Below are 20,229 nucleotides of genomic sequence, written 5' to 3'. Positions count from 1 at the left end.
ATGCAACTCAATCCCGCAGAGATTTCCGAACTGATCAAGAGCCGCATCGAAGGGCTTTCCGCGACCGCCGACATCCGCAACCAGGGAACGGTCGTGTCGGTCGCCGACGGCATCTGCCGCATCCACGGCCTGTCCGACGCGATGGCCGGCGAAATGCTGGAGTTCCCGCCGACGGCGGATGGCACGCCTACGTTCGGCCTGGCGCTGAACCTCGAGCGCGACTCCGTCGGGGCGGTGATTCTGGGCGAGTACGAGCACATTTCCGAAGGCGACACCGTCAAGACCACGGGCCGCATCCTGGAAGTGCCGGTCGGCCCCGAGCTGATCGGCCGCGTGGTGAACGCGCTGGGCCAGCCCATCGACGGCAAGGGCCCGATCAATGCCAAGCTGACGGACGTGATCGAGAAGGTCGCCCCGGGCGTGATCGCACGCCAGTCGGTGAGCCAGCCGGTGCAGACCGGCCTGAAGGCCATCGACTCGATGGTGCCGATCGGCCGCGGCCAGCGCGAGCTGATCATCGGCGACCGCCAGACCGGCAAGTCGGCGGTGGCCGTGGACACGATCATCAACCAGAAGGGTCAGAACATGACCTGCGTGTACGTCGCCATCGGCCAGAAGGCGTCGACCATCAAGAACATCGTGCGCGCCCTCGAGCAGCACGGTGCGATGGAGTACACGATCGTGGTGGCGGCGTCGGCTTCCGAGTCGGCGGCGATGCAGTACGTGTCGGCCTACTCCGGCTGCACGATGGGCGAGTACTTCCGCGATCGCGGCCAGGACGCTCTGATCATCTATGACGACCTGTCCAAGCAGGCCGTCGCGTATCGCCAGGTCTCGCTGCTGCTGCGCCGCCCGCCGGGCCGCGAGGCGTATCCGGGCGACGTGTTCTACCTCCACTCGCGCCTGCTGGAGCGCGCCGCGCGCGTGAACGCCGACTACGTGGAAGCCTTCACCAAGGGCGAGGTCAAGGGCAAGACGGGTTCGCTCACCGCGCTGCCGATCATCGAGACGCAGGCCGGCGACGTGTCCGCGTTCGTGCCGACCAACGTGATCTCGATCACCGACGGCCAGATCTTCCTGGAAACCAGCCTGTTCAACGCCGGCATCCGCCCCGCCATCAACGCCGGCATCTCGGTGTCGCGCGTCGGCGGCGCCGCCCAGACCAAGCTGATCAAGGGCCTGTCCGGCGGCATCCGTACCGACTTGGCGCAGTACCGTGAACTGGCCGCCTTCGCGCAGTTCGCTTCCGACCTCGACGAAGCGACCCGCAAGCAGCTCGATCGCGGCGCCCGCGTGACGGAACTGCTCAAGCAGCCCCAGTACAGCCCGCTGCCGATCTCGCTGATGGCCGCTTCGCTGTTCGCCGTGAACAAGGGCTACCTGGACGACGTGGACCTGAAGAAGGTGCTGGCGTTCGAGCACGGCCTGCATGCGTTCCTGAAGGACAAGCACGGCGCGCTGCTGACCAAGCTGGAAAACGACAAGGCGATGGACAAGGACGCCGAAGGCCAGCTGACCGCGGCCATCGAAGCGTTCAAGAAGACCTTCGCGTAATCACCCTGGGGACGCAGCTGCGGCTCGCGGCTGCGTCACGCAAAGGAAAACGAATGGCTGCAGGCAAAGAAATTCGCGGCAAGATCAAATCGGTGGAGAACACCAAGAAGATCACCAAAGCCATGGAGATGGTCGCCGCCTCCAAGATGCGCAAGGCGCAGGACCGCATGCGCCATGCCAGGCCGTACAGCGACAAGGTGCGCAACATCGCCGCCAACCTGGGCAAGGCGAACCCCGAGTACACGCATCCGTTCATGAAAGTGAACGACGCGAAGACGGTCGGCTTCATCGTGGTCACGACCGACAAGGGCCTGTGCGGCGGCATGAACACCAACGTGCTGCGCGGCGTCACGACCAAGCTGCGCGAGCTGCAGGGCGCCGGCGTCACCACGCAGGCGGTGGCGATCGGCAACAAGGGCCTCGGCTTCCTGAACCGCATCGGCGCCCAGGTCGTCTCGCACGTCACCCAGCTGGGCGACACGCCGCACCTGGAAAAGCTGATCGGGCCGGTGAAGGTGCTGCTCGACGCGTATGCGCAGGGCAAGGTCAGCGCCGTGTACCTGAGCTACACCAAGTTCATCAACACGATGAAGCAGGAGCCGGTGGTCGAGCGGCTGCTGCCCCTGTCGGACGAAACGCTCAAGGCCGACGCGGGCCAGCCCGGCTGGGACTACATCTACGAGCCCGACGCGCAGACCGTGATCGACGAACTGCTGGTCCGCTACGTCGAGGGGCTGGTGTACCAGGCCGTCGCCGAGAACATGGCCTCGGAGCAGTCGGCCCGCATGGTGGCGATGAAGTCCGCCACCGACAACGCCGGCAACGTGATCGCGGAACTGCGCCTCGTCTACAACAAGACGCGCCAGGCGGCGATCACGAAGGAACTTTCGGAGATCGTGGCGGGCGCCGCGGCCGTCTGAAGCCGCGCACCCACACCGTTTAATTATTGGAGCAACAAAGATGGCTCAAGCGAATCCCCAGGCGAACGGTCACGTTCAGGGAAAAATTGTCCAGTGCATCGGCGCCGTGGTGGACGTGGAGTTCCCGCGCGACCAGATGCCGCGGATCTTCGACGCACTGCGGATGGAGGGCGCGGCCCTGACGCTGGAAGTGCAGCAGCAGCTGGGCGACGGCGTGGTGCGCACCATCGCGCTGGGCTCGTCCGACGGCCTGCGCCGCGGCAACATGGTCTACAACACCAACGCGCCGATCACGGTGCCGGTGGGCAAGGGCACGCTGGGCCGCATCATGGACGTGCTGGGCAACCCGATCGACGAGCGCGGTCCGGTCGACACGACGCAGATGGCGGCGATCCACCGCAAGGCGCCGGAGTACGACGAGCTGTCGCCCTCGCAGGAGCTGCTCGAGACCGGCATCAAGGTGATCGACCTGATCTGCCCGTTCGCCAAGGGCGGCAAGGTGGGCCTGTTCGGCGGCGCCGGCGTCGGCAAGACCGTCAACATGATGGAGCTGATCAACAACATCGCCAAGGCGCACTCGGGCCTGTCCGTGTTCGCCGGCGTCGGTGAGCGCACCCGCGAAGGCAACGACTTCTATCACGAGATGATGGAGTCGGGCGTCGTGAACAGCGAGAACCTGGGCGAATCGAAAGTGGCCATGGTGTACGGCCAGATGAACGAGCCGCCGGGCAACCGCCTGCGCGTGGCGCTGACCGGCCTGACGATCGCCGAGTCCTTCCGCGACGAAGGCCGCGACGTGCTGTTCTTCGTGGACAACATCTACCGCTACACGCTGGCCGGCACCGAAGTGTCCGCCCTGCTGGGCCGGATGCCTTCCGCCGTGGGCTACCAGCCGACGCTGGCCGAGGAAATGGGCCGCCTGCAGGAGCGCATCACCTCCACCAAGGTCGGCTCGATCACCTCGATCCAGGCCGTGTACGTGCCGGCGGACGACCTGACCGACCCGTCGCCCGCGACGACCTTCGCCCACCTGGACGCGACCGTGGTGCTGTCGCGCGACATCGCCTCGCTGGGCATCTATCCCGCCGTGGACCCGCTGGACTCCACCAGCCGCCAGGTCGACCCCAACGTGGTCGGCGAGGACCACTACGAGACGACCCGCGCCGTGCAGGGCACGCTGCAGCGCTACAAGGAACTGCGCGACATCATCGCCATCCTCGGCATGGACGAACTGTCGCCGGAAGACAAGCTGGCCGTCGCCCGCGCCCGCAAGATGCAGCGTTTCCTGTCGCAGCCGTTCCACGTGGCCGAGGTGTTCACCGGCACCGCCGGCAAGTACGTGCCGCTGAAGGAAACCATCCGCGGCTTCAAGATGATCGCTTCGGGCGAATGCGACCACCTGCCGGAGCAGGCGTTCTACATGGTCGGCGGCATCGACGAGGCGTTCGAGAAGGCCAAGAAGGTCTGAAGCCCTAACCCCTATGGTCGATACCACCCACACCATCCGCGTCGAGGTCGTGAGCGCCGAGGAGTCGATCTTCTCGGGCGACGCGCGCTTCGTCGCGCTGCCCGGCGAGGCCGGTGAACTGGGCATCTATCCGCGCCACACGCCGCTGATCACGCGCATCAAGCCCGGGTCGGTTCGCATCGAGAAGGCCGACGGCAGCGAGGAGTTCGTCTTCGTCGCCGGCGGCGTGCTCGAAGTGCAGCCGAACTGCGTCACCGTGCTGTCCGACACCGCCATCCGCGGCAAGGACCTGGACGAAGAGAAGGCTAACGAAGCCAAGCGCGCCGCCGAAGAGGCGTTGAAGAACGCCAGGAGCGATATCGACCTGGCGAAGGCCCAGTCGGAGCTTGCGGTCATGGCGGCGCAGATCGCGGCCCTGCGGAAGTACAGGCAGAAGAAATAACGACGTCGGGGACGGATTACGGGAGCGAAGCGACGTGCTCTGTCCTCGACTGACTGGAGTTCGCCAGTTCGTTGGCCCACAGCCACACCGCACCGGTTTGTTGCCGGGCAATTGCGCGCCAACTCGCCGGTCTGCACGACAATAGTGATTCGCCGTCCGCGGCACCGTACAACAAGCGCTAAAAACCGCGCCCTCGCAGCCCCGTTTTCCAAGGACGGGGCTGTTTTCTTTTGGGCCGGCCGTTCCTGCATGTCGCGGCGACGGCCGCTCGCTCGAGCGCATCACGGCTGACCTTTGCCAACCGCGGCAAAGAGCGCATCATCATGCGCCCAGGCGGCACTGCCGCGCGAGGAGCGCTCGATGGCCGATGCACATGTGTCCGATCACTGGCAACGCGGCAGCCCGTACGAGCGCTACGTGGGCCGCTGGAGCCGGCAGGTCGCGCCGCGGTTTCTGGCGTGGCTCGGCTTGCCACCGGGGCTGCGCTGGCTGGACGTCGGTTGCGGGACCGGCGCGTTGAGCGCCGCGATCCTGGAAGGCTGCGCTCCGGCTGCCGTCTCCGGCGTCGAGCCCTCCGAGGGCTTTCTGGCGGCGGCCGGCGAATCCCTCGCGGGACGCGTCGCCTTGCAGCGCGGCAGCGCCACGGCGCTGCCGTTGCCGGACCGATCGGTGGACGCGGTCGTTTCAGGCCTGGTGCTGAACTTCGTCGACGACCAGGCGGCAGCGCTCTCGGAGATGGGCCGCGTCACGGTCGCAGGGGGCACCGTGGCCGCCTACGTCTGGGACTATGCCGGCCGCATGCAGCTGATGCGGCATTTCTGGGACGCAGCGGTGGCGCTCGACCCAAACGCCGCCGGACTCGACGAAGGGGTCCGCTTTCCGCTGTGCCGCCCCGCGGCGCTTGAGAAACTCTTCCTCGGTGCCGGGCTGCGAGGCGTTGCCGTCGCCGGCATCGACATCCCTACACCGTTCGCGAGTTTCGACGACTACTGGCAGCCGTTCCTCGGCGGGCAAGGGCCGGCGCCGGCGTATGCGATGTCCTTGACGGAAGCCGCGCGGGCTCGCCTGTGCGATCGCATCCGCGAACAGCTCCCGGTGGCTACGGACGGGTCGATCGCGCTGGTGGCGCGCGCGTGGGCCGTGCGCGGCACCGTGGCGCCGGCGTCCTGAGCGGGCTCAGCCCAGCACCGGCGCGTCCGGCAACTCGTTGGGATTGGCGCTGCCCGGCGCGGCGGGAAACTGCTCCACCAGCAGCGCCGACACTTCCGCGAGCGCCTGCGTCAGCCCATCCTCGAAGCGCCGCTGGCGGAACGCGCTGCCCATGCGATCGACGATCGCCTGCCAGCTGTCGTGCGGCACCTTGGCTGCCAGTCCGCGGTCGGCGACGATCTCGATCGCGTGCTCGGCCAGCAGCAGGTAGATCAGCACGCCGTTGTTCTGCTCCGTGTCCCACACGCGCAGCTTGCCGAAGATGGCCACCGCGCGTTCGCGCGGCGACGCATCGCGCCAGAGATAACCGAGCGGCAACGCTGGCTCGACATAGATGCGCACTTCGCCGGTATGGCGCCGCTCGCTCGCCGCGACCCGCTGCGCGAGGCGTTCCACGAGCGCCTGCGGAATGGCACGGCGCAGGTCGGCGTCATCCAGCCATAAATGCCGCCAGATCCGGGCCAGCCTCGATTGGTTGCGTGCCTGCGCCATCACCAGTCTCCCGAGGCGCCGCCGCCGCCGAAGTCGCCGCCACCGCCGGAGCCGCCCCAGCCACCGCCGCCGCCCCAGCTGCCACCGCCCCCACCACCGCCCCAGCCGCCGCCGATCATGGGACCGCCGCCCCAGCCGCCACGGCGGCGCGACCCGAGCCGCGGCCCGGCGCCCGACACCATCGAGAACAGCAGCCCGGCGATGGCGGCGACGACGGCGATGACGACGCTGGACGTGAGCACCAGCGCAACGGCACCCACGCCGCCGCCCGTGACCAGCGAACCGAGCTTGCGCCCGAAGATCCCGCGCAGCACCGCGCCGGCGATGGGCACGGCGAAGAACAGGAAGATCGCCAGGTCCATGAAGTTGAAGCCGTCCCGCGCCGCCTCGCGCACCGGCGCCTGCTTCACGGGTGGCAGCGCCTCGCCCTTGATGCGCGCGATCAGCTGGTCCGCCGCCGCATGCAGCCCGCCGGCGTAATCGTCGGCGCGAAAGCGCGGCCGGATGGCCTCGTCGATGATCTGGCTGGCGGCCAGGTCGGGAATGGCGCCTTCCAGCGTCTTGGCGACCTCGATCCGGATCTTGCGATCGTTCCTGGCCACCACCAGCAGCACGCCGTCGCCGACGGCCTTGCGGCCGATCTTCCAGTCGTTCGCGACGCGGTTGGCGTAGCTCGCGATGTCCTCGGGCTGCGTCGTCGGCACGATGAGGAAGACGACCTGCGTGCCCTTGTCGCGTTCGAGCCCGGCGAGCTTTTCCTCCAGGCCCTGGCGCTGGATGTCGTCGAGCGTGCCGGTCTGGTCGATGACGCGCGCCGTCAACGCCGGCACCGGCAGCACGCCTTGCGCGGCGGCCGGCGCCCACCACGCCAGCAGCATCGCCAGGAACAGCAGGAGCGTCAGTGCCCGCGCGTGCGGCCGGTTCGCTGCTTGCGGGCCTGCGCCCGCAATCGCATTCATCGAGGCGCTACTTCTTCGTGCCGAAGTCCACCGTGGGCGGCACCGAGATCTGCGCCTCGTTCTGCACCGTGAAGCTGGGCTTGGCCTGGTAGCCGAACACCATCGCCGTCAGGTTGGTCGGGAAGCTGCGAGCGAGCACGTTGTACTCCTGCACCGCCTGGATGTAGCGGTTCCGCGCCACGGTGATCCGGTTTTCGGTGCCCTCGAGCTGGACCCGCAGGTCGCGAAAGCCCTGGTTCGCCTTCAGGTCCGGGTAGCGCTCGGAGACGACCATCAGGCGGCTGAGCGCGCTCGACAGTTCGCCCTGCGCCTGCTGGAACTTCGCGAACGCCTCCGGATTGTTGAGCGTTTCCGGCGTGACCTGCATCGAGGTTGCCTTGGCGCGCGCCTCGACCACCTTGGTCAGCGTCTCCTGCTCGAAGTTGGCTTCGCCCTTCACCGTGGCCACGATGTTGGGGACCAGGTCGGCGCGGCGCTGGTACTGGTTGAGCACTTCGCTCCATGCCGACTTGGTCTGTTCGTCCAGCCGCTGGAAGTCGTTGTAGCCGCAGCCCGTCAGCGACAGGGCCGTGAGCAGGATGAGGAACCAACGCTTCATGGTGTTTTCCCGAGCAAATGACAGCTCACGTTAGCATAGATGGGATGCATTGCGGGCCGGTTCAAGTGCTGCAAGCGGCCAACCGAGCGATGCCGCCGGCAGCCGCGCGGGGCCGGCTCGTGCTGGCCGGCGCCGGAGGAGCGCTCGGCAACGAAGTGGTGCGGCGGCTGGTCGGCCTCGGCCGCTTCGGCAGCACCGAGGTGCTGGCGCGGGAGCCGATCAAGGCCGGGTTGCCCCGCGTGAGCGTGCGGCTGGTCGAGGGCGACGATCCCGCGGCGTGGCCACCGACGACTGCCGGCACGGCCATCGTGATGTTCGACCCGCCGCGCCTGTTCTACCAGCGCGAGCGTGCACTGTGGACGCCGCAGCCCGGGCAATTGCCGGCCCTCGCGCGCTGGCTGCGCCGCAGCGGCGTCGGCACGCTCGCCGTCGTCATGCCGCACGCCCAGGGGCGGCTGCCCGAGGCGCTCAAACGCGGGCTGGCGAATCTCGACGAGCAGGCGCTCGCCGCGTTGGGGTTCGAGCGGCTGCTGATTATCCGCTCGGCGCAGGCGCCCGCCCCGGCCCGGTCCGGCAGCCGGCTGGAAGGGGTCGCCCGCTGGATGCTTGGCATCTTCAGGTACATGCTGCCCGGCAGCGAGCAGCCGGTGCGGGCCGTGAAGGTCGCGCACCTGGTCGCCGCCGCCCTGGAACTGGCGCCGCCGGGCATCCATGTCGCGGCGCCGCAGACCGTCTGGGAGGCCGCGCAGGGCGATCCGCGCGCCGTCGTGCGCGACTGGCTGCAGCGCTGAATGCGGGCACAATGCCCATCGTCCCATGCGCAAGACCAAACTCCAGGCCGCCAATCTCGAAGGCAATGCCGACGACGTCGAGGCCGCGTTCTACCGCGCGCTGCAGACCGGCGACATCGACAGGCTGATGGCGTGCTGGGCCGACGAGGACGAGATCGTGTGCATCCATCCCGGCGGGCCGCGGGTGATCGGCGCGGTAGCGATCCGCGCCACCTTCGAATCGATGTTCAGCAACGGCAGCATCCGCGCCTGGCCCGAGCGCGTGCGCAAGACGCTCGGCGCCGGCAGCGCGGTGCACCACGTCGTCGAACGGGTCGAGGTGCTCGGCAAGGAGGGGCCCGCGCAGGCCTGGGTGATCGCGACCAACGTGTACCACAAGACGGCGCAAGGCTGGCGGCTGGTCGCGCACCACGCGAGTCCTGGGACGGCCAGCGAAATCCAGGAGGTGTCCGCCAGCGGGCAGGTGCTGCATTGAAGTACGCGGCGCCGTGGTGGCTTCCCGGCGGCAACGCCCAGACGATCTGGGCCGCCGTCGGCGCGCGCCGGCGCCTCGGCCCGCCGCCGTGCTGGCGGCGCGAACGCTGGACGGCGCCCGACGGCGACTTCGTCGATCTCGACTGGGCTGCCGATGCGGCGGGCGACGGCGCCCGGCCGTTGCTGGTGCTCTTCCACGGCCTCGAAGGTTCCTCGCGCAGCCACTATGCGCAGGCGTTTGCCGACTTCGCGCGCGAGCGCGGCATCGCCTTCGTGATTCCGCACTTCCGCGGCTGCAGCGGCGAGCTCAACCAGGGACCGCGCGCCTACCACTCCGGCGACCACGAAGAGGTCGGCTGGATCCTGGGACGGCTGCGGCAACGGTGGCGGGGCGCGGTCCTCGCCGTCGGCGTTTCGCTCGGCGGCAATGCGCTGCTGCGCTGGGCCGGCGAGCTGGGCACCGCGGCGGCAGGGACGGTCGCCGCGGTCGCTGCCGTCAGTGCGCCGCTCGATCTTGCGGCGGGCTCGCGCGCGATCGGCCGCGGCTTCAACCGTTTCGTGTACACGGCGATGTTCCTGCGCAGCATGAAGCCGAAGGCGCTCGCCAAGTTGCGTCAGCACCCCGGGCTGTTCGACGCGGGGCGGCTGGCCGCCGCGCGCGACCTCTACCAGTTCGACGACGTGTTCACCGCGCCGCTGCACGGTTTTCGCGACGCGGACGACTACTACGAGCGGGCTTCGGCCAAGCCGCACCTGAACCGCATCCGGATCCCGGCCCTGGCCCTGAACGCGCGCAACGATCCGTTCGTTCCGGCCGTGAGCCTGCCGAAGGCCGACGAGGTGGGCGAGGACGTGACACTGTGGCAACCGGCCGCAGGCGGCCATGTCGGGTTCCCGAGCGGCCCGTTCCCGGGCCACGTGCGCGCGATGCCGGCCCAGGTCGGCGGCTGGCTGCTCGACCAGCTCGCCCGGCGCTGAGCCGCGCCGCGCTCGCGGGGCACTCCCGACTTCAGCGTGCCGAGGTCTTTACCGCGGCCGAGGCCGGCACGAGGGCGAGCGGCGCCGGGGCCGACGCGGCCGGTGCGGCCACCACCGCGGCAGGAGCGGCCGGGGTCGCCGCCAGCACGGCCGGGCCGCTGGCGCCCGGCGGCCATGCGACTTCCGATGCATTGCGCGGCTTGCCGATCGGCGCCGCGGCCTGGCCCTTGCGCACCGCCTCCAGGTCTTCCTCGCTTGGGTAGTGGCCCAGCAGCCAGTAGTCGAATACGCGGCGCGTGATCGGGGCGGCCGAGGCGGCGCCGAAGCCGGCGTTCTCGACGACGGCCGCGATGGCGATCTTGGGATCGTCCGCCGGCGCGAAGGCGATGTAGAGGGCGTGGTCGCGCTGGTGCTCCTCAAGCTTCCTGGCGTTGTACTTCTCCTTCTGGCCGATCGTCACGGCCTGGGCGGTGCCGGTCTTGCCGCCGGACAGATACGGCGCGCCGGCAAAGACGCGGGTGGACGTGCCTTGCTGCGTCACGCCGACCATGGCCTTGCGCACGACCGCTACGTGCTCGGGCTTGAATCCGAGGTTCTCCGCCGCCGGCCGGTCCACCGGAACCTTCGCCTTGGTGACCGGGTCTTCCGTCGCCAGCACGATGTGCGGGCGGTGCTTGACGCCGCCATTGGCGACAATGGAGGTCGCCTGCGCCAGTTGCAGCATGGTGAACGAGTTGTAGCCCTGGCCGATGCCCAGCGAGATGGTTTCGCCGGCATACCACTTCTGGTGCTCGGGCCGCCTGAAGTAGCCGCGCTTCCAGGCCTGGCTGGGCAGCACGCCGCGCACCTCGCCGTTGATGTCGATGCCGGTGTACTGGCCGAAGCCGAGCGGCTTCATGAAGTCGTGCATCAGGTCCACGCCCATCTCGTTGGCCAGCGTGTAGTAGTAGACGTTGCTGGACTTCACGATGCTCAGGTACATGTCCACCGGGCCGAGCCCATGGTCGCCGTGGCTGCGGAACACGTGGCCGCCGAAGCTCCAGGAGCCGCCGTCGTTGATGACGTGGCTGGGCGAGCGCTTGCCGGTGTGCAAGGCGCCCAGTGCCATGAACGGCTTGTAGGTCGAGCCGGGCGGGTAGGTGCCGCGCAGCGCGCGATTCAGCAGGGGCTTGTCGATCGACTCGTTGAGCAGCTGCCAGTTCTCGCTGTCGATGCCGTCGACGAACAGGTTGGGATCGAAGGTCGGCTTGCTGACGAACGCCAGGACCTCGCCGGTCTTGGGGTCCAGCGCCACGAGCGCGCCGCGGCGCTCCCCGTAGAGGTCCTCGACCAGCTTCTGCAGCTTGATGTCGATCGCCAGCTGCACCGTGTGGCCCGGCGTGGACGGGCTGCTGGCCAGCCGCCGCACCGCGCGCCCGCCGGCGGAGGTCTCGACCTGCTCGACGCCGGTGATCCCGTGCAACTGCTTCTCGTACGCCTGCTCGACGCCCAGCTTGCCGATGTACTCGGTGCCGCGGTAGTTCGCCTGGTCCTCCTCGGACCATTCCTCGATGGCCTTCTTCTCGGACTGGTTCACCCGGCCGATGTAGCCGACCACGTGGCTGGCGAGCTCACCCCACGGGTAGCTGCGGAACAGGCGGGCCTTGATCTCCACCCCCGGGAAGCGGTAGCGCTGCACGGCGAAACGGGCCACTTCCTCGTCGGTCAGCTTGGTGCGGATCGGCAGGGAGTCGATGCTCTTCATCTCCTCCAGCAGCTTCTTGAAGCGGCGCCGGTCGCGCGGCGAGATCTCGATCACCTCGGACAGCGCGTCGATCGTCTGGTCGAGGCCGCCGGGGATGCGCGCGGGCGACAGCTCGAGGGTGTAGGCCGAGTAATTGCTGGCGAGGACGATCCCGTTGCGGTCGAGGATCAGCCCCCGGTTGGGCACCACCGGCACGATCGCGGTGCGGTTGCTCTCGGCCTGCTGGCTGAAATCGTCGTGGCGCACCACCTGCAGCCACACCAGCCGGCTCGCCAGCAGCACGAACGCGAGCAGCACGACGAGGCTGGCGACGAACACCCGCACGCGAAAGCGCGCGAGGTCGGCCTCGACGTTGCGGAGTTCGGTCATTGGTGGCGCTCTTAGAGCGGCCTATTTTCGTCCGGATCGGGCGCCCGCCGCTGAGGTGCCAGCAGCAGGATGCTGATCAGCGGCCAAAGCAGGGATTCGATCACGGGAGCGAGCAGCACGGACATCCCGGGGAAGGTGCCGCCCGCCATCATGCGCACGGCCAGCTGGATCGCGTGTGCCGCGAAGAACAGGGGCAGCACCTGCAGCGCCTGCGACGGCACGCTGAACCACAGCAGCCGGCGGTGGATCGTGATGGCGAAATAGCTCAAGGCCGTGTAGGCCAGGGCGTGCTGGCCCAGCAGGCCGGTCTCGTGCACGTCCATGGCCAGCCCGAACATGAACGCGGCGACGATGCCCACCCGCAGCGGCTGGTGGACGCTCCAGAACACCAGGACCAGGGCCAGCAGGTCCGGCATCCAGGGGGTGCGGCCCAGCGGCACCATGTTGGTGACCATCGCCAGGAGCAGGCTGCCCCAGATGAAGACCGGATTGGCGGGCAGCAGCAGCTGCTGCCCCGGACGCATGATCATGGCCGGACCTTCCTCACTTGCGCTGGCCCTTCCTGGGCGTCGCCGCGGCGTCTTCCGGCGGCGGGCGTTGCGGCAGCTCGGCGCTCAGCGGGGTGATCACCATCACGTGCTTCGCGCCCTGGACCATCGCCTGCGGCGCGCATTCGATGCGGGCGAAGCCGGAATCGGCACGGCGCTCGACCTTCGCGACCTTGGCGACCGGCAGCCCCGGCGGGTAGACCCCGTCGACCCCGCTGGTCGTCAGCAGGTCGCCGACCTGGACATCCGCGTTACCCGGCATGTAGCGCAGCTCGAGGGCGCCGCCCTGGCCCGACGGGTCGCCGTACGCCAGGCTGCGCGAGCCGGTGCGGGCGTTCAGGACCGGGATCGCCTGTTCGCGGTCGATCACCAGCGTCACTTCGCTCACCAGCGGGTGCACCCGTGTCACCTGCCCCAGCACGCCGGATTCGTCGACCACCGGCGAGCCGGGTGCTATGCCTTGCGCGAGGCCGCGGTCAATGATGACCTTGCGCGAATACGGATCGGCCGCGTCGTACAGCACCTCGGCGGCCTGGGCGCGGGTGCCGATCCGTTCGCGCAGCTCCAGCAGCTTGCGCAGCCGGCCGTTCTCGATCTCCAGCTCTTCGACCTGGTTGGCCCGCAGCGATTGCTGGGCCAGCTTGCGCCGGGCCGCCGCCTCGCTGGCCTGCGCACCCTGGAGGGACTCGAAATAGGTGCCGACGAAGCGCAGCCCCAGCACCGGACGCATGGCCACCCACTCCAGCGGGTAGAGCGCCGTGGCGACGGCCGCGCGCAGCGGCTGGGCGATCCTGAAACGCGCGTCGGCGACCATGAGGAACAGCGCCAGGGCGCTGCAGACCATCAGCTTGGACAGTGCCGATGGGCCCTGCTTGAAAAAGGGCGGCGGACTGCGGTCAAGGGTGCCGAGGGGCATGGCGAATTGTGCACCGGCCTCCGCGGACCGGGATCGGGGCGGAAAGCCTCGAGCCGGATCCGACCACGGCGGCGCAGGCCGGGATCACTCGCTGGTGAAGATGCTGCCGAGGCGTTCCATGCGCTCCAGCGCGATGCCGCAGCCGCGCACGACGCAGGTCAGCGGGTCCTCGGCCACCAGTACCGGCAGGCCGGTTTCCTCGGCCAGCAGCCGGTCGAGGTCGCGCAACAGTGCGCCGCCGCCGGTGAGCATCATGCCGCGCTCGGCGATGTCGGCGCCGAGTTCCGGCGGCGTGCTCTCCAGCGCGTTCTTCACGGCCGACACGATGTTGTTCAGCGGGTCGGTGAGCGCTTCCAGGATCTCGTTGGAAGAAATCGTGAAGGAGCGCGGCACGCCTTCGGACAGGTTGCGGCCCTTGACCTCGATCTCCTTGACTTCGCTGCCGGGAAAGGCCGAGCCGATGTTCTTCTTGATCGCCTCGGCGGTAGGCTCGCCGATCAGCATGCCGTAGTTGCGCCGGATGTAGCTGATGATCGCTTCGTCGAACTTGTCGCCGCCGACCCGGACGCTGCCCTTGTAGACCATGCCACCGAGCGAGATCACGCCGACCTCGGTCGTGCCGCCGCCGATGTCGACCACCATCGAGCCGGAGGCCTCCGACACCGGTAGGCCGGCGCCGATCGCCGCGGCCATCGGCTCCTCGATCAGGTACACCTCGCTCGCGCCGGCGCCGAGCGCCGACTCGCGGATGGCGCGCCGCTCGACCTGGGTCGAGCCGCAAGGCACGCAGATGATGATGCGCGGGCTCGGCTTCAGGATGGAGCGGGGATGCACCATCTTGATGAACTGCTTGAGCATCTGCTCGGTGACGGTGAAGTCGGCAATGACGCCGTCCTTCATCGGGCGGATCGCCTCGATGTTTCCCGGCACCTTGCCGAGCATGGCCTTGGCTTCGTGGCCGACGGCCTGGATCGTCTTCTTGCCCTGGGGGCCGCCCTCGTGGCGGATCGCCACCACCGACGGTTCGTCGAGGACGATGCCACGGTCGCGGACAAAGATCAGGGTGTTGGCGGTGCCCAGGTCAATGGCCAGGTCGGTCGACAGGTACCGACGGAAAGCTCCGAACATCAGGAAGTCCTCTCGCGGGCGGCGGGCCGCGGCCCCCGCCACCGCATGTGAATTGTTTCTTCGGGCGCCGTCGCCCTGTCTGCCAGCAAAAAAGCGGCCGCCATCGGCGGTCGCGATAAAGACGGGATAATACCCGATCCCCTGTGCAGCGCCGCCGTGCGGCAGGCCCTCCGCGTGGCCCGTGCCGCCTGCGCCGCCCTCACGTTTCCGCCATGTCACTGAACTCCCAAGATATCGCCAGGATTGCGCGCCTCGCGCGGCTGGAACTCGGCCCGCAAGAGAGCGAGCGCATGCTCACCCAGCTCAATGGCTTCTTCGACCTGGTCGAGAAGATGCGTGCCGTCGACACCGCGGGCATCGAGCCGCTGGCCCACCCGCTGGATGCCGTGCAGGACATCCCGCTGCGCCTGCGCGAGGACGTCGCCGGCGAGCAGGTGGACCGCGAAGCCAACCAGAAGAGCGCTCCCGCCGTCGAGCGCGGGCTGTTCCTCGTTCCCAAAGTGATTGAATAGTGATGGCTGCATTGCACGAACTCACCGTCGCCGAGCTGGCGGCGCAGCTGCGCGCCCGCGAAATCTCGGCCGTCGAAGTGGCGCGGCATTTCCTGGCCCGCGCGAAGAGCCACCAATCGCTGGGCGCGTATCTCGCGGTGGACGAGGAGGTGACACTCGCCCAGGCGCGGGCGGCCGACCAGCGGATCGCCGCCGGCGAGGCCGCGCCGCTGCTGGGCGTGCCGCTCGCGCACAAGGACATCTTCGTCACGCGCGACTTCCCGAGCACCGCCGGCTCGAAGATGCTGGACGGCTACCGGTCGCCGTTCGATGCGACCGTGGTGGCGCGGCTGGCGCAGGCCGGCGCGGTGAGCCTGGGCAAGCTGAACTGCGACGAGTTCGCGATGGGCTCCTCCAACGAGAACTCGGCTTATCGCATGGCTCGCAACCCCTGGGACCCGCAGCGCATACCCGGCGGTTCCTCGGGCGGCAGCGCCGTGGCCGTGGCGGCCCGGCTCGCGCCGGCGGCGACGGGGACCGACACCGGCGGCTCGATCCGCCAGCCGGCTTCGTTCTGCGGCATCACCGGCATCAAGCCGACCTATGGTCGCGCCTCGCGCTACGGGATGGTCGCGTTCGCCTCCAGCCTGGACCAGGCCGGTCCGATGGCGCGGACGGCGGAGGACTGCGCGCTGTTGCTGTCCGCGATGTGCGGCCCCGATCCGGACCGCGATTCGACCTCGCTCGACGTGCCGGCCGAGGACTTTGCGCGCTCCCTGAACGAGTCGCTGGAAGGCCTGCGCATCGGCGTGCCGCGCGAGTTCTTCGGTGCCGGGCTGGCGCCGGACGTGCGTGCCGCCATCGATGCCGCACTGCAGGAATACCGCAGGCTGGGGGCCAGCCTGGTCGAGATCTCGCTGCCCCGCACCGAGCTGTCGATTCCCGTCTACTACATCATCGCCCCGGCCGAGGCCTCGTCCAACCTCTCGCGCTACGACGGCGTGAAGTTCGGGCATCGCGCGAAACAGTATGGCGACCTCGGCGACATGTACCAGAAGACGCGCGCCGAAGGCTTCGGCGACGAGGTGAAGCGCCGCATCATGGTCGGCACCTACGTGCTGTCGCACGGCTATTACGACGCGTACTACCTGCAGGCGCAGAAGATCCGGCGCATGATCGCCGACGACTTCCAGCAGGCCTTCAAGTCCTGCGACGTGATCGCCGGCCCGGCGGCGCCTACGGTCGCCTGGAAACTGGGCGAGAAGGCGGACGACCCGGTGGCGAACTACCTCGCCGACATCTACACGCTGCCCGGCTCGCTCGCCGGGTTGCCCGGGATGAGCGTTCCCTGCGGCTTCGGCGACGGTGGCATGCCGGTGGGACTGCAGCTGATCGGCAACTACTTCGGCGAGGCGAAGCTGCTGAACGTCGCGCACCGCCTGCAGCAGGTCACCGATTTCCACAGTCGCATTCCCGTGGCGGCGGACGCCGCACCGGAGGTGAGGTCATGACAGCGAAGTTGATCCACGGCTACGAGGTCGTCATCGGATTCGAGACGCACGCCCAGCTTTCCACGCAGTCGAAGATCTTCAGCCGCGCGCCGACGGCATTCGGCGCCGAGCCCAACACCCAGGCCTGCCCGGTCGACCTGGCGCTGCCCGGGACGCTGCCGGTGATGAACAAGGGCGCCGTCGAGCGCGCGATCGAGTTCGGCCTCGCGGTCAACGCGCACATCGCGCCGCGCAGCGTCTTTGCCCGCAAGAACTACTTCTATCCGGACCTGCCCAAGGGCTACCAGATCAGCCAGTACGAGATTCCCGTCGTGCAAGGCGGCGTCGTCGAGTTCTATCTCGGGGACGAGAAGAAGAGCGTGCGGCTGGTGCGCGCGCACCTGGAGGAAGACGCCGGGAAGTCTCTGCACGAGGACTTCGTCGGCCAGTCGGGCATCGACCTGAACCGCGCCGGCACGCCGCTGCTGGAGATCGTCACCGAGCCCGACATGCGCTCGTCCGACGAGGCGGTGGCGTACGCCAGGGAGCTGCACAAGATCGTGACTTGGATCGGCATCTGCGACGGCAACATGCAGGAGGGCAGTTTCCGCTGCGACGCCAACGTGTCGGTGCGCAAGCCCGGCGCGCCGCTGGGCACGCGGCGCGAGATCAAGAACCTGAACAGCTTCAAGTTCATGCAGCAGGCGATCGACTTCGAGATCCGCTGGCAGATCGAGGAGCTGGAGGACGGCCGCGCGATCCAGCAGGCCACCGTGCTGTTCGATCCCGACACCGGCGAGACGCGCGCCATGCGCACCAAGGAAGACGCGGCGGACTATCGTTACTTCCCGGACCCCGACCTGCCGCCGCTGGTGATCGCGGCCGACTGGGTGGAGCGCGTGCGCTCGGAAATGGCGGAGCTGCCGCGCGTGATGGCGAACCGGTTCGTCGCGCAATACGGGCTGCCCGAGTACGACGCGAGCACGCTCACGCAGAGCAAGGCGATGGCCGGCTACTTCGAGGCGGCCGCGCAGGCCAGCGGCCAGGCCAAGCTCGCGAGCAACTGGATCATGGGCGAGCTGTCGCGCCGGATCAATGCAGAAGGCCTCGCGATGGAACAGGTTCCGGTGGCGGCGTCGAAGCTCGCGGCGCTGATCGGCCGCATCGCCGACGGCACGATCTCCAACAACGCGGCCCGGCAGGTGTTCGACGAGTTGTGGACCGCCGGCGGCGAAGTGGATGCGGTGATCGAGGCCAAGGGCCTGCGGCAGATGAACGACACGGGCGCGCTGGAGAAGATCGTCGACGACGTCATCGCGGCGAATGCCGACAACGTCGCGCAGTTCAAGGCCGGCAAGGACAAGGCGTTCAACGCGCTGGTCGGCCAGGTGATGAAGGCCAGCAAGGGCAAGGCCAATCCGGCCCAGGTCAACGAGCTGCTGCGCCGCAAGCTCGCGTGAGCGCGGCCGTCAGCGGCTGGGGGGCTTCACCGCCGACGCCGCCGACGCCGCCGCCAGCGGCGGCTGCGCCCTGGCTTCCGCCCACAGCGCCCGCAGCCTGGCGAGTTCCTCGTCGAACCTCGCGTTGATGCGCTGCTTCTCGCCTTGCTGCGCGGCGATGAACCGCTGTTGCGCGCTGGCGTGCTGCCCGTTCTCCTCGATCTGCCGCTTCAGCCGGGCCGGCGCCCTGGACGGGTCCTTGAGGTAGAACTCCATTTCGGCGTCGAGCTTGCGGCGGTCGGCGGCCAGCGACGCAAGGCGCCTGGTGGCGGTCGCCACCACTTCGTCGGCGACCGACAGCGCGGCGCTGCGCTCCTTGTCGTGGGCCGCCTGGTCGGGATAGCGGGTGATCAGCGCGTGGTTGCGCTTGCGTTCCTCGGCGGCCCGCGCCTTCTCCTCCTCGGCCTGGCGCGCCTTTTCCTCCGCCAGGGCGCGCTCGCGCGCGGTCAGCGTCGGCGGGACGGTGCGCTTGACGCTGCCGCTCGGGTTCAGCTCCTTCTGCTCGCGGTCGATGCAGGCGGCGATCGGCCGATCCGCCGTAACGGTGCGGCCCTTGGCGTCGACGCAGCTGTAGATGCCGGGTTGGGCCGAGGCGGGCAGCGCGCCGCCTGCCGACAGCAGGGCCATGGCAAGAATCCGTACGCTCGTCGCCGCCAAGATCGTGGTCACTCCTGCACGCCGTAGCGCTCCCGGTAGGCGAGCACCTGGGCATGGTGGCCGCCCAGTTCGCCGCCCTGGTGCAACTCGAGATAGTGGAGCAGATCGGCCAGTCGCGCAATCGCGCAAACGGCGAGCCCCAGCTTGTCGCGCACGTATTGCACGGCGCTGTGATCGACGTCAACGCCCTGCTCGGTGGCCTTTTCCTGCCGGTCCAGCGCGATCGCCACCGCGTGCGGCACGGCGCCGGCGGCGCGGATCAACGCAATCGATTCGCGCGCGGCCGTGCCGGCGGACATGACGTCGTCGACGATCAGCACCTTGCCGCGCAGCGGCGCTCCCACCAGGGTGCCGCCCTCGCCGTGGTCCTTCGCCTCCTTGCGGTTGTAGGCATAAGGTACGTTGCGGCCCAGGCGCGCGAGCTCGATGGCCACCGCGGCGGCCAGCGCGATGCCCTTGTAGGCAGGGCCGAAGATCATGTCGAACTCGATGCCCGAGTCGATGATCCGCCGTGCATAGAATTGCGCCAGCCGTCCGAGCTTGGCGCCGTCGTCGAACAGGCCGGCATTGAAGAAATACGGGGACAGGCGGCCCGCCTTGGTCTTGAACTGGCCGAAGCGCAGCACGCCCGAATCCACCGCGAACTGCACGAACTCCTGCGCCAGCCTGTCCTCGCCGCCGCCTGCCACCATGGGAAACTCCTTGTTCAAACTGACCAGCCTCAACCTCAATGGCATCCGATCCGCCGCGAGCAAGGGGCTGGAGGCGTGGCTTGCAAAAACCACGCCGGATTGTATTTGCCTGCAGGAAGTCAAGTGCCAGGCTGGCGACGTCCTGGGGCGCTTCGACCACCTCGCCGGCCTCAAGGGGCACTTTCATTTTGCCGAGAAGAAGGGCTATTCGGGCGTTGCCATCTACACCAGGCACGAACCGAGCGACGTGGTTGCGGGTTTCGGCTCCAGCGAGTTCGACGCGGAGGGCCGCTACCTCGAACTGCGCTTCGACACGCCGGCGCGCAAGCTGTCGATCATCAGCAGCTATTTCCCGAGCGGCTCGGCCGGCGAACACCGGCAGCAGGCCAAGTTCCGGTTCCTCGACGAAGTCGAGCCGCACCTGGCGAGCCTGCGCGGCACGCGCGACTTCGTCCTGTGCGGCGACGTCAACATCGCGCACAAGGAGCAGGACCTGAAGAACTGGCGCGGCAACCGCAAGAACAGCGGCTTCCTGCCCGAGGAGCGGGCGTGGATGACAAAATTGTTCGACCAGGGCGGCCTGGTGGACGTCTATCGTCACCTGCAGCCGGACACGACCGAGGCGGCCTACACCTGGTGGAGCAACCGCGGCCAGGCCTGGGCGAAGAACGTCGGCTGGCGCCTGGATTACCACGTGGCGACGCCGCCGCTCGCGCAGACGGCGCGCGCCGAGTCGATCTACAAGCTGGAACGTTTTTCGGACCACGCACCGATCACGGTGGACTACGGGTTCGCGCTCTGACCGGTGCC

The 20,229-nt window shown here is 68.7% G+C and carries 21 protein-coding genes; 12 read left to right on the top strand and 9 right to left on the bottom strand.

What is annotated here, in order from left to right; genetic code table 11:
- From atpA to RAMLITH_RS20865, 5 genes are all read left to right on the top strand, one after another.
- Positions 1-1,554, top strand: a complete 1,554-nt coding sequence (gene atpA, locus RAMLITH_RS20885) for a F0F1 ATP synthase subunit alpha (protein ID WP_168109376.1) — start codon at positions 1-3, stop codon at positions 1,552-1,554.
- A gap of 53 nt (positions 1,555-1,607) precedes the next feature.
- On the top strand, positions 1,608-2,474 hold the full coding sequence (gene atpG, locus RAMLITH_RS20880; RefSeq protein ID WP_168109375.1) for a F0F1 ATP synthase subunit gamma: 867 nt from the start codon (positions 1,608-1,610) through the stop codon (positions 2,472-2,474).
- A gap of 40 nt (positions 2,475-2,514) precedes the next feature.
- Positions 2,515-3,942 (top strand): F0F1 ATP synthase subunit beta, encoded by a 1,428-nt coding sequence (atpD, locus tag RAMLITH_RS20875; protein WP_168109374.1) that lies wholly within the window; start codon positions 2,515-2,517, stop codon positions 3,940-3,942.
- A gap of 13 nt (positions 3,943-3,955) precedes the next feature.
- Positions 3,956-4,384, top strand: a complete 429-nt coding sequence (locus tag RAMLITH_RS20870; RefSeq protein WP_168109373.1) for a F0F1 ATP synthase subunit epsilon — start codon at positions 3,956-3,958, stop codon at positions 4,382-4,384.
- A gap of 360 nt (positions 4,385-4,744) precedes the next feature.
- Positions 4,745-5,554 carry a class I SAM-dependent methyltransferase gene (locus RAMLITH_RS20865; protein WP_168109372.1) on the top strand — a complete coding sequence of 270 codons (810 nt, stop codon included), beginning with the start codon at positions 4,745-4,747 and terminating at the stop codon, positions 5,552-5,554.
- 6 nt (positions 5,555-5,560) lie between these two features.
- On the opposite strand, the gene RAMLITH_RS20860 is transcribed toward RAMLITH_RS20865, so the two are convergent.
- Genes RAMLITH_RS20860 through RAMLITH_RS20850 form a run of 3 tightly spaced genes read right to left on the bottom strand, consistent with a single transcriptional unit; the run spans position 5,561 to position 7,642 of the window.
- Positions 5,561-6,085, bottom strand: coding sequence for a TPM domain-containing protein (locus RAMLITH_RS20860; RefSeq protein ID WP_168109371.1), 525 nt, complete (start codon positions 6,083-6,085; stop codon positions 5,561-5,563).
- Positions 6,085-7,044 carry a TPM domain-containing protein gene (locus tag RAMLITH_RS20855; protein ID WP_181017803.1) on the bottom strand — a complete coding sequence of 320 codons (960 nt, stop codon included), beginning with the start codon at positions 7,042-7,044 and terminating at the stop codon, positions 6,085-6,087. The genes RAMLITH_RS20860 and RAMLITH_RS20855 overlap by 1 nt, the downstream gene beginning before the upstream one ends.
- Positions 7,045-7,051: 7 nt before the next feature.
- Entirely contained in the window at positions 7,052-7,642 is a 591-nt protein-coding gene (locus RAMLITH_RS20850; RefSeq protein WP_168109370.1) for a LemA family protein, read from the bottom strand.
- A gap of 89 nt (positions 7,643-7,731) precedes the next feature.
- On the opposite strand from RAMLITH_RS20850, the gene RAMLITH_RS20845 reads away from it, so the two are divergent.
- Genes RAMLITH_RS20845 through RAMLITH_RS20835 form a run of 3 tightly spaced genes read left to right on the top strand, consistent with a single transcriptional unit; the run spans position 7,732 to position 9,885 of the window.
- A complete protein-coding gene (locus RAMLITH_RS20845; protein WP_238344302.1) occupies positions 7,732-8,433 on the top strand; it encodes a Rossmann-fold NAD(P)-binding domain-containing protein in 702 nt (233 codons plus the stop codon).
- A 25-nt stretch (positions 8,434-8,458) separates the two neighbouring features.
- On the top strand, positions 8,459-8,908 hold the full coding sequence (locus RAMLITH_RS20840) for a YybH family protein (RefSeq protein ID WP_168109368.1): 450 nt from the start codon (positions 8,459-8,461) through the stop codon (positions 8,906-8,908).
- On the top strand, positions 8,905-9,885 hold the full coding sequence (locus RAMLITH_RS20835; protein WP_168109367.1) for a YheT family hydrolase: 981 nt from the start codon (positions 8,905-8,907) through the stop codon (positions 9,883-9,885). Before RAMLITH_RS20840 ends, RAMLITH_RS20835 begins: the two co-directional genes overlap by 4 nt.
- A 31-nt stretch (positions 9,886-9,916) precedes the next feature.
- Here the strand turns inward: RAMLITH_RS20835 and mrdA are convergent, their stop codons facing one another.
- The 4 genes from mrdA to RAMLITH_RS20815 form a co-directional block, all read right to left on the bottom strand.
- A complete protein-coding gene (mrdA, locus tag RAMLITH_RS20830; protein ID WP_168109366.1) occupies positions 9,917-11,998 on the bottom strand; it encodes a penicillin-binding protein 2 in 2,082 nt (693 codons plus the stop codon).
- 11 nt (positions 11,999-12,009) lie between these two features.
- Complete coding sequence (mreD, locus tag RAMLITH_RS20825) at positions 12,010-12,528, bottom strand: rod shape-determining protein MreD (protein ID WP_168109365.1); 519 nt, start codon at positions 12,526-12,528, stop codon at positions 12,010-12,012.
- A 13-nt stretch (positions 12,529-12,541) separates the two neighbouring features.
- Positions 12,542-13,462, bottom strand: a complete 921-nt coding sequence (mreC, locus tag RAMLITH_RS20820) for a rod shape-determining protein MreC (protein ID WP_168109364.1) — start codon at positions 13,460-13,462, stop codon at positions 12,542-12,544.
- Positions 13,463-13,546: 84 nt separating this feature from the next.
- Positions 13,547-14,590 (bottom strand): rod shape-determining protein, encoded by a 1,044-nt coding sequence (locus RAMLITH_RS20815; RefSeq protein ID WP_168109363.1) that lies wholly within the window; start codon positions 14,588-14,590, stop codon positions 13,547-13,549.
- A 212-nt stretch (positions 14,591-14,802) separates the two neighbouring features.
- On the opposite strand from RAMLITH_RS20815, the gene gatC reads away from it, so the two are divergent.
- Genes gatC through gatB form a run of 3 tightly spaced genes read left to right on the top strand, consistent with a single transcriptional unit; the run spans position 14,803 to position 18,031 of the window.
- Positions 14,803-15,102 carry an Asp-tRNA(Asn)/Glu-tRNA(Gln) amidotransferase subunit GatC gene (gatC, locus tag RAMLITH_RS20810; RefSeq protein WP_168109362.1) on the top strand — a complete coding sequence of 100 codons (300 nt, stop codon included), beginning with the start codon at positions 14,803-14,805 and terminating at the stop codon, positions 15,100-15,102.
- A 2-nt stretch (positions 15,103-15,104) separates the two neighbouring features.
- Positions 15,105-16,592: an Asp-tRNA(Asn)/Glu-tRNA(Gln) amidotransferase subunit GatA gene (gene gatA / locus RAMLITH_RS20805; protein ID WP_168109361.1), complete on the top strand. Its 1,488-nt coding sequence runs from the start codon at positions 15,105-15,107 to the stop codon at positions 16,590-16,592.
- Positions 16,589-18,031: an Asp-tRNA(Asn)/Glu-tRNA(Gln) amidotransferase subunit GatB gene (gatB, locus tag RAMLITH_RS20800; RefSeq protein ID WP_168109360.1), complete on the top strand. Its 1,443-nt coding sequence runs from the start codon at positions 16,589-16,591 to the stop codon at positions 18,029-18,031. Before gatA ends, gatB begins: the two co-directional genes overlap by 4 nt.
- 9 nt (positions 18,032-18,040) lie before the next feature.
- Here the strand turns inward: gatB and RAMLITH_RS20795 are convergent, their stop codons facing one another.
- Positions 18,041-18,697: a DUF4124 domain-containing protein gene (locus tag RAMLITH_RS20795; protein ID WP_168109359.1), complete on the bottom strand. Its 657-nt coding sequence runs from the start codon at positions 18,695-18,697 to the stop codon at positions 18,041-18,043.
- 38 nt (positions 18,698-18,735) lie between these two features.
- Positions 18,736-19,419, bottom strand: coding sequence for an orotate phosphoribosyltransferase (gene pyrE, locus RAMLITH_RS20790; protein WP_168109358.1), 684 nt, complete (start codon positions 19,417-19,419; stop codon positions 18,736-18,738).
- A 10-nt stretch (positions 19,420-19,429) separates the two neighbouring features.
- On the opposite strand from pyrE, the gene RAMLITH_RS20785 reads away from it, so the two are divergent.
- Entirely contained in the window at positions 19,430-20,221 is a 792-nt protein-coding gene (locus RAMLITH_RS20785) for an exodeoxyribonuclease III (protein ID WP_168109357.1), read from the top strand.
- Positions 20,222-20,229 lie beyond the last annotated feature (8 nt).

Source organism: Ramlibacter lithotrophicus, from assembly GCF_012184415.1.
Classification (GTDB): domain Bacteria; phylum Pseudomonadota; class Gammaproteobacteria; order Burkholderiales; family Burkholderiaceae_C; genus Ramlibacter; species Ramlibacter lithotrophicus.
This window is presented reverse-complemented; position numbering and strand designations above follow the sequence as displayed.